The organism is Allomuricauda sp. MMSF_3307, assembly GCF_030733585.1.
Lineage (GTDB): Bacteria > Bacteroidota > Bacteroidia > Flavobacteriales > Flavobacteriaceae > Flagellimonas.
In genome coordinates this window covers 271,370-283,384 of the sequence record NZ_JASHIQ010000005.1, presented here as the reverse complement: position 1 = coordinate 283,384, position 12,015 = coordinate 271,370, and the positions used below count along the sequence as shown (strand labels likewise).

Here is a 12,015-nt window from a genome sequence, read left to right as displayed (position 1 = left end):
GGCCTTTTTAGTATTAACTACCGGAACTAAATTAGTTCTGGTCTGATGGTGACAAGTTCGGGTTGGCATCCAACTCCGCTTGCGGAATCTTAAAGATCCAGTCGTCGTTCACCGATGGACGCTCCACTTGGTACGCCTCTTGGTAAAGTACAGCAGATGCTCCGGAACCACCGTCAGCAGCATGGTCGATTCCTTCATCCCATCGGATTTTGTCCGTGTAACCGAAACCTTCGCCCCACAATTCCAATCTTCTCTGGAACTTGATGTGATCCATCATGGACTCTTGGGTGTTGTAGATGGTGACGTCGTAAGCGCTGTCACGCTCCTCGCCCAAAGGTCTCAAAGCTTCCTGTGCACCTGCAATGTCGTTCAACATCGCCTTGGCCTCCGCCTCGATCAAGTACATCTCGGAAGAACGCATGTAGATCACGTCATCGGGATCGATAGATCCAGGATTGGCATTTTTCAGCTTAAAGTGCATATACGGGTGCTGGTTGAATGAGTTGGTGATACCGTAAGTAGCATTGATTTCTGCTCTTCTCTCATTAAACCCTTCCAAATCATTTGCATAATTTGGGTCCCTTGGTAGACCTGTTTCTGGGTCAAGACCTCCTTGGTTGTTGGCGGCAGAACTGTTGGTGTTCGGCGCATCTGGAAGGAATACATCCCTTCTGTAATCCGTAGCTGGAATGGCATCCACCAATCTTCTATCGGCAATCTTTGGGTTGTTCCTGATCTGGCTACCGTTGAAGGTGTTACTGGCCAAATAGAAATATGAACGGAAGAAGGTGGTTTCGGCAGCAATTACATTACTTCCCCAGATCACCTCAGAAAGGTTGTTGGAGTTGAAACCGGACTTCCAATCGTCCTCGCCCATCAAAGGAAAGCCCTGACGTGCCATTACGGCTGCATCCGCAGCAGTTTGCCAGTCACCTTTTGAAAGTGCTGTACGGGCCAAAAGACCGTAGGCAACGTTGATGTTCAATTGGGACTTGGTCTCAGGTCCACCGCTTGGTCTTCCCGTACCTTCCTCAAAACGATCGATGGCAGCAGCTAGGTCAGCCTCGATCTGGTCATAGATTTCCTGAACGGTAGATCTTGGCTCACTGGTGAAGGGAGACTCCGAAGAGAACAATAGTGGTACACCTGGGTCGCTTGCAGGATTTCCGATCAAGTACCCCTTGGCATAATGCTGCACCAAAGAAAGATAGGCGTAGGCCCTATAGGTGTAGGCCTGTCCCAAAATCTCGTTCAACTGTGGTGACTCCACCAAGGTTCCGTCAGTTCCTCTGTTGATCAATAGGTTGGCCCCCAAGATGATGTTGTACCTGTGGTACCACAACAATTCGCAGGTCAATGACGTCTGATCCGTATGTGAGTTCCACTGCATCTCCGTTCTCCAACCCAAGTTGTTGGCATTGGCGGAGTGGATCAAACCTCCGGAAAGGTTATCGCCAAGTGGTACCCAGTAGTGGTTGTTTGCCCTAGCTGTGTTTCCACCAGGGAATATGGTCTGTGACTGTGAATATAGTCCACGGTGCAGCCCGTTCAATATCAGCTGCATGTTGTCCTCGTTGGCCAACGCATCGGAAGCTGAAATGGCGTCCGTAGGCGTTGTTTCCAAAAAGTCGTCGTCGCATGAAGTTATGGCGATCCCTAGGAAAGCCAGTAACATTAGATTTATTTTTCTTAACATCATTTGAATTTTTTAAAAAGTTACGTTCAGCCCCATTGAGATGATACGGGCAGGGTTAAAGTCGTTACCTGCACCTGTACCCGCCAAGTTGAACTGTGGGTTGAGTCCTTTTCGTTCACTCTTGGTGTAAAGGTTTTCACCGGTAAGGGAAATCCTCAATTGGTCAAGGCCAAGTTGGTTGGCGATCTTGCTGTCGAAGGTGTAGCCCAAGTTCACGTTACGCAATGCCCAGAATGAGGCATCCGTCAAGAAACGATCGGACTGTGTTCTCACCAAGTTAGGGTTACCGTTTTCCATTCGTGGAACATCGGTAATGTCGCCTGGTTGTCTCCATGCCCTCAAAATGTCAGGGTGCAAGGAGCTACCATAGTTACCACTGTGCATCATGGCGGAGTACGCATTGTCCAATACGCTACCACCGATACCGTAGTTGATCAAGAAATCAAAGGAGAACCCTTTGTAGCTGATGCTGTTGGCAATAGATCCCAATAGGTCAGGGATGGAGCTCTCACCTGTATAGGCACGCTCTGTTTCCTGCCAATCGTTTGTTGTGGCGATCTCGCCATTGGCATCCAACACGGGAACACTGTTACCGTTGTCGTCCAACTCATACTGCAAGAACAACTGGTCTCCAGTTTCTGGATCTACACCGGCAGTTCTCAAAATAAAGAAATCGAATCTTGAACGTCCAACGTCCCAACGCTTGGAACCGTTCACAAATGGAGAAGGCAAGCTGGTGATCTCGTTCTTGAAGGTCGAGGCCTGCAAGGTTACGTTCCATCTGAAGTCCGGTCTGCTAAACAGGTTGGCGGTCAAAGCCATCTCCCATCCTGAGTTGTACATGTCCCCAACGTTCACGGGAACCTCGTTCAGACCATTACTTGGTGCAATGGGTAGATTGTACAAAAGGTCAGAGGAATTTCTCTTGTAGTATTCCACGGAACCGTCCAAGAAGTTATTGAACAAAGTGAACTCCAAAGCAACATCAAAGTTCTCGATGGTCTCCCATTGCAAATCCGAGTTACCTATATCAGTATAAATAATGGCAGGATTGGCTGCATTCGAAGTAATGGAGAATCTTGGCTGTGAAAGGAAGAAATCCAATAGGTCATCGTTACCTACCTCACCGTAAGAAGCTCTCAATTTTAATTGGTTCACCACTTCAGAACCTTTCAAGAAGTTTTCTTGATCAATTCTCCAAGAACCACCTACAGAGTAGAAGGTACCCCAACGGGTATCGGCATCAAATACGGAAGAACCATCACGACGAACGGAACCACTGATGTAGTATTTGTTTTTGTAGTTATAGTTCAGCCTTGAGAAATACCCTTCGATACTTTTTCTTGTCGAAGAACCTCCCAAATCCACAATGTTAGAGAAGTTATCGAACTCAAAAATACCGTTGGCCGCTTGAATGGTTTTCAAACCGCTATTTGAGGTGAAAGTTCTATCAAAACTTTCGTGTCCTGCGGTAATGTCGAAGTTGTGGTCACCGAAGCTCTTCCTGTAAGTGATGATCTGGTTAAAGTTCTCCACTTGTCTTCTACTTCGATCTTCGCCATATCTACCGTCAGGCTGTGCATCACCGATTACGGCATTTTCATACTCTTTATTAAGAAGTTCATTGATGTCCCTACCGTAGTTCAATCGTACGCTAAGGCCGTCAATAATCTCTTGCTCGGCAAAGAAACGGAAACCATAGGTGTTATTTCTAGTACGCTCATCGTTCAACAACAACTCTTGTAGCGCGTGACGCCCTTGGCTAATAGGTCTTGACCCAATGTTGAATTCTGGGAAGCCTTCACCGCTGTCAAAAACAGGGTTTCCTTGTACATCCCTTACGATATTACCTTGAAGGTCGTTTACGTATACAGGATATACGGAACCAATGTTCTTGGCAAAACCAAATGGGTTCACAATACTTCCAGTACCAGCTGAGCTTGGTGCCACAGCTTCGGTAATGGTAATGTTGGCACTACCACCGATGGTCAATTTATCGTTAACGTCGAACTCTGCGTTCAAACGAGTAGTCAAACGATCAAAGTTGGATGTTACTACGTAGCTGTCCTCGTCCAAGTAAGAAGCGGAGAAGAATACTTTGTGATCGTCGCCACCACCGGAAACATTTACGTTATAGTTTTGGCGCACACCAGTTCTAGCCAGTAGGTCGTACCAGTCAAGACTTTGGTAGATAACGCTTGCATTTGGGTTCAACTGTCCGTCCGTACCCACGATTTGGTCGTTAGGCACATTGAAAGGGTTGTACCCCAAGTTATTGTAGATATTCGCAGATGCGAAAGCAGGATCACCGCCTCCGGCACTTGAATTCTTCAAAGCTTCCCACATGGTCTCATAATAATCGCCAGGGGAAAGTTCTGGATAAAAAGGAATGGACGTGTCCACCAAGCCGTACTGCATGGAGGCATTTACTTGGATACCACCTTTTCTACCACTTTTAGTGGTGATGATCACCACACCGTTCGCTGCACGGGAACCGTACAGGGAAGTGGAAGCGGCATCTTTAAGGATGGTAAAGGACTCGATATCCTCTTGGTTGATTGTGTTCAGTGCACCTTCGTACTGTACCCCGTCCACAATAAACAAAGGATCGGTGTCACCGTTCAACGTACCCACACCACGGATTACAATACCGGGAGAGGAGCCAGGACCTGTTGCAGAGGTAAACTGTACCCCGGTGGCACGCCCTTCGATGGCGGCAATAGGTGAGGTTACGTTCCTAATGGAAAGCTCCTCGGCCCCAACCACACTTGCGGAACCGGTAAAGGCTTCCTTGGTACTGGTACCATAAGCGGTTACGATAACCTCTTCAAGCGCCTGGGCGTCTTCTTCGAGGGTAACGTTGATCACGGATTGTGACCCTACCGCTACTTCTTTGGTCTTAAGCCCCAGATATGAAAAAACCAAGGTTTGTCCATTACTGGCAGAGATGGTGTAATTACCATCGAAATCTGTCTGCACACCATTTGAAGTGCCCTTCACAATAACATTTGCACCGGGTAGTGGCAGACCATCGGAGGCGGAGGTAACCGTCCCCGAGATTGTCCTACTTTGTGCAAACGTAGCCTGCACAAACAACATAAAAAGCAGTAGCAAAACTGCATTTGTTTTTGTCTTCATTAGAATGATTTTTGAATTAGTCAGCCACGAAAATGACCCTTTTTAAAAACAATTCCAATGAAACGGTCTTAAAAAACAACGATGATTTAATAAAAGAAATGCAAAAAAAGTGTTTACGATTTGAGAATAATATATCAAATTAAGAATATTTAATACAAATAATGCAAAATATTAAATTTGATTTAGTGATATGACACAAGGATAGTGTTAATATGGTGCATAATCCGCACAATACTAATTTTTTGTTAAACATAACAATTTGGTGTGTATTGTTGAATGCATTACTATGGTTTTTCTGGATTAAACGAGGGCCAGAAAATTAAAATTTTCACTCCTTTTTCAGGAAAAAATAGTAGAATTTTAGTTGACTATTTTACTGAATACTTACCAGGGTATAAGTTGAGCTTTCGTGTTATTGTTGCCCGTTGTAGTTTCACTTTCCAAGGAATTGTTAAAGGGAGTTATTTTCCAATACAAAAGTTGGAAAAGATATTGCCCAAAAGGTCGTCTGTGGTCACGCTTCCCGTAATCTCTCCCAAATGATACAGAGCCTGTCGGATATCGATGGCCATGAGGTCGCTGGAAAGTTCCATGTCCAACCCTTCCTTTACCTTTTGGATTTCTTCCAAAGCCTTGAGCAGCGCATCATAGTGTCTACTATTGGTAATAATGGTCGTATCGCCGCTTAAAGCACCAGAATCGACTAATGATAGGAGTTTCTGTTCCAGTTCGGGGATTCCGGTTTTGAGCTTTGCGGAAAGGAAAAGTACATCAGGGATTTCCGAGGTAATTTTTTCAATTTGTTCAGGGTTCAGCAAATCGGTTTTATTACAAATGGGCAACAATCGTTTATTGGGATATTTTTCTTGAATTTGTTGCAGTTCCTTTTTATCAAAGGCCATCCCGTCAAATAGATAAATGATGAGACGGGCTTTTTCAATCTTGTCGAAGGTTCGCTCAATCCCTATTTTTTCGACGACATCCACTGTTTCACGTATACCTGCCGTATCGATAAACCTAAAATTGATGCCTTTAATGCTGATATGATCTTCCACCGTATCCCGAGTTGTTCCAGCTATCTCACTTACAATGGCGCGCTCTTCATTCAACAATACATTCAGTAAGGTCGACTTTCCAACGTTGGGCTGACCTACAATGGCTACTGGGATACCGTTTTTGATCACATTTCCCAAAGCAAAGGAATCTATCAGCTTTTTCAGAACTTCACTAATCCGGTTGAGTAATTCGTTGAATTGGGTGCGGTCGGCAAATTCCACATCTTCTTGGGAAAAATCCAACTCCAGCTCTATCAACGAGGCAAAATTCAATAATTCTTGTCGCAGTTCTTGGATTTCGTTGCTGAAACCACCCCGCATCTGCTGCATGGCGATGTCGTGTGCAGCTTCACTATCACTGGCTATCAAATCGGCTACGGCTTCAGCCTGGCTCAAATCCATTTTACCGTTCAAAAAGGCTCTCAACGTAAATTCACCGGCCGATGCGGAACGACATCCATTCCTCAATATCAATTGAATGACCTGTTGTTGGATATAGGGTGATCCATGGCAAGAAATTTCGACCACGTTTTCACCCGTGTAGGAATGTGGCCCCTTAAATAGGGAAACAAGCACCTCGTCCAACACTTTGCCATCATCCATAATATGGCCTAAATGAATGGTATGACTTTTCTGATGGACCAATTTTTTCCCCTTAACGGATTTGAACAAAGGGTCCATAAGGGTTATGGCATCCGGTCCGGAAACCCGAATCACTGCAATGGCCCCTGTTCCTGAGGGAGTCGCCAAGGCTACGATGTTATCTGTATACGACATGGGCACAAAAGTACAAATTCGTTGTTGTTTGTAACATTTTTAGTGATTTGTATACTAATAAGTTGAACCCTTTAAATCAATCAGAAATGGAAGTCATCAATCAAAAAGCAGTTAGAACGGACAATACGTTGTTGGCCGTAACACATTTGACCCAATTATTGGGCTATGCCATAGGATTTGGTAGCCTGATCGTTCCTTTGATCATTTGGTTGTCCTCCAAGGACAGGGTAGAAGGGATGAACGAACATGGAAAGGCTATTATCAACTTTCAGATCAGCCTTATCCTATATATTATCATCAGTATTCCGGCCATCCTACTTTTGGGCTTAGGTATATTGGGTTTGATAGGTGCTGCCCTCCTAGGATTTATTTTACCTATTGTAAACGCAGTGAAGGCTGCAAATGGGGAATCCCCATCACAATTTATGACCATCAGATTTATCTCATAAAACTAAAAAAGCTGGAACCAAAAGTTCCAGCTTTTCTTTATTGAGTAGTAGTGAGTTTAATTGTTCAGCATCACGGGCATTACCAACATGGTCACATGCTCGCCTTCGTCCAATCCATCGATTGGGGTAAGGATACCTGCCCTGTTCGGTAAGCTCATCTCCAGAGAAACTTCATCGGACGATAGGTTGTTCAACATTTCCAATAGGAACCTGGAGTTGAAACCAATTTGCATATCATCGCCCTGATAGGAACAAGAGAGTCTTTCTTCGGCCTTGTTGCTGTAATCTACATCCTCGGCAGAAATATTGAGTTCGGCACCGGCAATCTTCAAACGGATTTGGTGCGTGGTCTTGTTGGAGAAAATGGAAACCCTTCGGACCGAGCTTAAGAATTGATTTCTGGCAATGGTCAACTTGTTGGGGTTTTCTTTTGGAATCACCGCTTCGTAGTTGGGGTACTTCCCATCGATTAATCGACATACCAATTCGGTATTATCGAAATAAAATTTGGCATTGCTATCGTTGTATTCGATGGTCACTTCGGATTCGGAACCTGCCAAAATCCCTTTTAAGAGGTTCAATGGTTTTTTCGGCATGATGAATTCCGCTACTTCGGAAGCACTTACGTCCTGACGTTGATATTTTACCAATTTGTGTGCATCCGTGGCCACAAAGGTCAGATTTTCAGGGGAAAACTGGAAAAACACACCGCTCATCACAGGGCGGAGGTCATCGTTTCCAGCAGCAAAAATGGTCTTGTTAATGGCGGTTGCCAAAATGTCTCCCAACAAAGTAGTGGAACTTGGATTGGAAACCTCCACAGCTTTGGGAAATTCAGCACCATCGGCATAGGCCAAGGCATATTTACCATGGTTAGAGCTGATTTCCACCGTGTTGTTGTCCTCTACCACAAAGGTCAAGGGCTGTTCCGGAAATGTTTTTAGGGTATCCAAAAGCAAACGTGCCGGAACGGCAATGGTTCCTTCGGAATCGGAATCCACTTCCAAGACGGAACTCATGGTGGTCTCCAAATCGGAAGCCGAAACAGTAAGCTTACTTTCTTTTAAATCGAACAGGAAATTGTCGAGGATGGGCAAGGTGTTGCTGTTGTTGATAACTCCTCCCAAAACCTGCAATTGTTTCAATAAATATGTACTGGATACAATAAACTTCATCAAAGAAATACTTTAGTATAGTTGCTTTTTTAGCAATTTAACCCTTCCAAAGGGCCTATAAAATCAATAAAAACAAATATATCCCAAATGGATTTAGCAGAGAAACAAATTTATTAACACCTAAGCGGTGAATTTGCGTTTACGGTAGTACCCAAAAAAGACACCGAACAACAAGGTCAAAACCACTGGTAATCCTATGTTTACAAGCTGCCATTTGGTTTTTTGTGCTGCGATTTTCTTTACGTCCAATAAAGGGATGGCCACTTTCTTGTTTCGAATGTTAATAAGCCCTGTGTTGTCCAACAAGTAATTTGTACTGTTCACCAAGAACTCCTTATTACCGTAGAAGCTACTGGTCCACTTATCGTAACCCAGTTCCAGCGGTCTACCGTTGCGCAATTGGTTTTTGATGACATCACCATCGGAAATCACGATCATTTTATTTTCTGGACCCTCTTCCAGGGTGTTCTGCAACTTGATGGGCTTGACCCGGTTCTTGTACATGGAAGTGAAACTTCCTTCGATCAAAACCGCTAGTGGCAAATTGCCATTGGTATAGGTTTCCCGGTCGGGCTGTTGGTTGATCATATCCAAACTGACCACTCTGGGGATCCCATCTGTTTTTGACAGGGGTGAACTCTGCAATAAAATGGTTTTTTGGTAATCGTTTTCCAACACGTCCATGGGACTGGTAAACTGAAAGCGTACCGCTTCAATATTGGTGTTGATGGGATGATTGTTCTGTGAGAACACCATAGGGTAATACAACCAAGGCAGCGGATTGTATTGTGAATCATTCCCTTCGCCCGTGGCCAAAACAATTTGGGTAAAATAGAGGTCGTTTACCAACACAGGATTGATGCGCACTCCGTATTTAAAGAACAGATCTTTCAAATTAAGCTCTCTGGGTATGGCTATGGCCTCTCCGCCACCGGCATAAATGCTGTCCATTTCCATGGCTACCTGATCTATCAACCAAATGGATTTGCCACCTTGAACCATATATTGGTCCAGTACATATTTCTCTTGATCGCTAAATGCTTCCGTTGGTTTGGCAATTAGGGCAAGGTCGAATTCTTTCAGCTTGTCCAAAACGTTTTGCGGATTGGTAGCTACCGAGTCTAGGGTAATGGCCCCGATGTTGTAATAATCCCGAATGGTAGTAAGATAATCGGCAATGTAAATATCGTCCAGTTCGCCATTTCCCTTGATGACGGCAATGCTCTTTTTTTCTTCAATGCTCAACTTGGTAAAGGCATCTGCAAACGCATATTCCAGTTGCTGTACCGAATTGTTGATGCGCTCTTCTGCCGTGGAACCCAATTTGTTCTTGAGCAAGGGCACTCTCACCGTTTGATCGTTAAAATTGACCATGGCCCAAGGAAATACCAGTTCGTTTGATACTTTTCCGTTTTCTTCAACGGTTACGTTTGCCGGCTGAAGACCCAAACTTTGTAACTGTGCGACGGTTTCCTGCGGATTTTCGCTATCCTCCATGGGGTCTACCAAATTAAATTTGATATTACGGTTTTTGGATGCGAAGGATTCCAACAATTGGATGGTCTCGGCCTTCAGTTTGGCAAACTCTGCAGGAATATTTCCATCCAACAATACATCCACGATAACCGGTGTCTCAAACTTTTGCGCTACTTCAACGGCGGGCTCGGACAGGGTATACCTTTTGTCTTCCGTAAGGTCGAACCGCGTGTAGACAAAACTGGCCAACAAATTGACGGCCACAAGGGCCACTATTACTTTTAAAAGGGTTACGGCGAACTTTCCCATTACCTTGGCAATTGTTTTAAACGTTGAAAAGTAAGGTACAGAAACACTAAGGTCAGCGAGATAAAGTACACTAGGTCGCGGGTGTCTATCACGCCTCTTGCAATGCTATCAAAATGTGCTTTTGCCCCGAGCGATTGAATGATTTGTTGGGTTTCCCCATCAGAAAATAAGGTCGCTATGGCATCAAACCCGTTAAAAATCAGAAAGCAGACCAAAATTCCCACCAAAAAAGCGATGATCTGATTATCGGATAGGGTGGAGGCGAATATTCCGATGGACGTGTAGCAGGCCATCAAAAATAGTAATCCAAAGTAAGATCCCAGCACTACGCCAAGATCATAGTTGCCTTCTACCATCCCCAATTTGGATATGGCAAATACATATACCAAGGTTGGAACAACGGCAATGATGCACAGCAGAAGGGCTCCCCAAAATTTTCCAAGGACGAGTTTCCAAATGGAGATAGGTTTGATGAGCAATAATTCGAGGGTTCCCATTTTGCGTTCCTCCGAAAAGCTTTTCATGGTGATGGCCGGCACCAAAAAGACAAAGATCCAAGGCGCCAGCAAAAAGAAGTTGCCCAAATCGGCAAAGCCGTAATCAAAAATGTTGTACTCGTTTTTAAACACCCAAAGAAAAAGACCGTTGAGCAGTAAAAAGGACCCCACGATCAAATAACCGATGGGCGATGTAAAAAAGGACCGTACCTCTCTCTTAAAAATTGCGAACATTAAGATGGGTTTGTTGATTGAATTTTAGTTACGCTCCAAGCTTCGGGCTTATCGGCAAACAGTTTTTTGGTATTGCCCCAAACCTCTTGAAAGAAATCGGAATTTCTATAGTTGTTCAGGTGCGATTCCGTATCCCAAAAACTATAGGTGAAAAATACATTGGAATTTTTGATATCCTGATACAATTCTACCATATTACAGCCTTCAAAAGCTAAAATACCACTTTTTGATGCTTCAAAGATTTGCTCAAAACTAGCAATATTTTCGGGTTTAAAAGTCAGTTTTACGATGCGTATCAACATTTAAAGGAAATTTATGGTTACCGTGTCCCTGTAATTGAGTCCCAAAAGGGAAGAGGCCCCACCAACCGAGTTGAGGTCACTTTTATAAATGGCCAGTTCTATGTAGCCGGCTGAATTGAACAGTGCCAAAGCGTCACCCGGACCTTTGCGCTGGTTGCGTTCCAGATTGTAGTTGATGATTCCGTTATAGCTCTGGTGTACCTGCCGTATTTTAGTGGTCCTTGCGGTAATTTCGAACTCACGTCCGCTTCGGTAGGCTTCGAACAGACTTTTTTGGATATTGGTCACCACATTGCCGTAGTTATCGATGTAAATGACATTACCTGAGATGGTTCTCCCTTCATTAGTGATGCGCGGTTCAAAATCACGGAGTTCCTTCAAATTACTGAATGGTTTTCCGATTACTTCCAATTTACCGCCACGTGCAATATGGCAGGCCACCTGTACAAAAATATTCAGTACCGGAAAGGCGCCTGCTTCGGCATTTGGCAAATGGATTTCCACCACTTTTTCGGGCTCTACCTCAGAAGTTATCAAAGAAATCACCCCGCTGTTGGCACTCACAAAATAGTGTCCGTCCACCAATACCACTATATGCTCATTTTCGGGAGAAATTTCGGAGTCTACCCCCACGATATGAACCGTTCCCTTTGGGAACGAATGGTAGGCATTCCTCAGGATATAGGCACATTCCTGAATATTGAAGGGGCTGATGGCATGCGAAATATCAACAACATCGGTTTCGGGGAGGTTGCTCAGTATGGCCCCTTTAACAGCACCCACGTAGTGGTCCTTGTATCCAAAATCGGTAGTTAGGGTTATGATTGGCATACAATACTGTTGATATGTTTTTCCGCGTTCAAAGTGATTTTTAGTTAAGTTTGTTTGTAAAATTAGTCAAAAAAGA

9 protein-coding genes are annotated in these 12,015 nt (G+C 44.3%); 1 reads left to right on the top strand and 8 read right to left on the bottom strand.

Annotation, left to right across the window (positions count from 1 at the left end; all coding sequences use genetic code 11):
• Positions 1 to 31: 31 nt before the first annotated feature.
• The 3 genes from RBB12_RS13790 to mnmE form a co-directional block, all read right to left on the bottom strand.
• Positions 32 to 1,696: a RagB/SusD family nutrient uptake outer membrane protein gene (locus RBB12_RS13790; RefSeq protein ID WP_306013886.1), complete on the bottom strand. Its 1,665-nt coding sequence runs from the start codon at positions 1,694 to 1,696 to the stop codon at positions 32 to 34.
• 12 nt (positions 1,697 to 1,708) lie between these two features.
• Positions 1,709 to 4,834 carry a SusC/RagA family TonB-linked outer membrane protein gene (locus tag RBB12_RS13785; protein ID WP_306013887.1) on the bottom strand — a complete coding sequence of 1,042 codons (3,126 nt, stop codon included), beginning with the start codon at positions 4,832 to 4,834 and terminating at the stop codon, positions 1,709 to 1,711.
• 461 nt (positions 4,835 to 5,295) lie between these two features.
• Complete coding sequence (gene mnmE, locus RBB12_RS13780; RefSeq protein ID WP_306013889.1) at positions 5,296 to 6,666, bottom strand: tRNA uridine-5-carboxymethylaminomethyl(34) synthesis GTPase MnmE; 1,371 nt, start codon at positions 6,664 to 6,666, stop codon at positions 5,296 to 5,298.
• Positions 6,667 to 6,752: 86 nt separating this feature from the next.
• On the opposite strand from mnmE, the gene RBB12_RS13775 reads away from it, so the two are divergent.
• Positions 6,753 to 7,115: a DUF4870 domain-containing protein gene (locus tag RBB12_RS13775; protein WP_179384838.1), complete on the top strand. Its 363-nt coding sequence runs from the start codon at positions 6,753 to 6,755 to the stop codon at positions 7,113 to 7,115.
• A 56-nt stretch (positions 7,116 to 7,171) separates the two neighbouring features.
• On the opposite strand, the gene dnaN is transcribed toward RBB12_RS13775, so the two are convergent.
• From dnaN to RBB12_RS13750, 5 genes are all read right to left on the bottom strand, one after another.
• On the bottom strand, positions 7,172 to 8,290 hold the full coding sequence (dnaN, locus tag RBB12_RS13770; RefSeq protein ID WP_179384839.1) for a DNA polymerase III subunit beta: 1,119 nt from the start codon (positions 8,288 to 8,290) through the stop codon (positions 7,172 to 7,174).
• 120 nt (positions 8,291 to 8,410) lie between these two features.
• Positions 8,411 to 10,075: a gliding motility-associated ABC transporter substrate-binding protein GldG gene (gene gldG / locus RBB12_RS13765; protein ID WP_306013891.1), complete on the bottom strand. Its 1,665-nt coding sequence runs from the start codon at positions 10,073 to 10,075 to the stop codon at positions 8,411 to 8,413.
• Positions 10,075 to 10,806 (bottom strand): gliding motility-associated ABC transporter permease subunit GldF, encoded by a 732-nt coding sequence (gene gldF / locus RBB12_RS13760; protein WP_306013892.1) that lies wholly within the window; start codon positions 10,804 to 10,806, stop codon positions 10,075 to 10,077. The genes gldG and gldF overlap by 1 nt, the downstream gene beginning before the upstream one ends.
• Positions 10,806 to 11,108, bottom strand: coding sequence for a putative quinol monooxygenase (locus RBB12_RS13755; protein ID WP_306013894.1), 303 nt, complete (start codon positions 11,106 to 11,108; stop codon positions 10,806 to 10,808). Before RBB12_RS13755 ends, gldF begins: the two co-directional genes overlap by 1 nt.
• Positions 11,109 to 11,939 (bottom strand): S-adenosyl-l-methionine hydroxide adenosyltransferase family protein, encoded by an 831-nt coding sequence (locus RBB12_RS13750; RefSeq protein WP_306013895.1) that lies wholly within the window; start codon positions 11,937 to 11,939, stop codon positions 11,109 to 11,111. It lies immediately after the preceding gene.
• Positions 11,940 to 12,015 lie beyond the last annotated feature (76 nt).

Bases quoted from the DNA above. Each gene is read 5' to 3' on its own strand.
- RBB12_RS13750 (WP_306013895.1), bottom strand. From the start codon at position 11,939: ATGCCAATCATAACCCTAACTACCGATTTTGGATACAAGGACCACTAC.
- RBB12_RS13755 (WP_306013894.1), bottom strand. From the start codon at position 11,108: ATGTTGATACGCATCGTAAAACTGACTTTTAAACCCGAAAATATTGCT.
- dnaN (WP_179384839.1), bottom strand. From the start codon at position 8,290: ATGAAGTTTATTGTATCCAGTACATATTTATTGAAACAATTGCAGGTT.
- gldF (WP_306013892.1), bottom strand. From the start codon at position 10,806: ATGTTCGCAATTTTTAAGAGAGAGGTACGGTCCTTTTTTACATCGCCC.
- mnmE (WP_306013889.1), bottom strand. From the start codon at position 6,666: ATGTCGTATACAGATAACATCGTAGCCTTGGCGACTCCCTCAGGAACA.
- gldG (WP_306013891.1), bottom strand. From the start codon at position 10,075: ATGGGAAAGTTCGCCGTAACCCTTTTAAAAGTAATAGTGGCCCTTGTG.
- RBB12_RS13785 (WP_306013887.1), bottom strand. From the start codon at position 4,834: ATGAAGACAAAAACAAATGCAGTTTTGCTACTGCTTTTTATGTTGTTT.
- RBB12_RS13790 (WP_306013886.1), bottom strand. From the start codon at position 1,696: ATGTTAAGAAAAATAAATCTAATGTTACTGGCTTTCCTAGGGATCGCC.
- RBB12_RS13775 (WP_179384838.1), top strand. From the start codon at position 6,753: ATGGAAGTCATCAATCAAAAAGCAGTTAGAACGGACAATACGTTGTTG.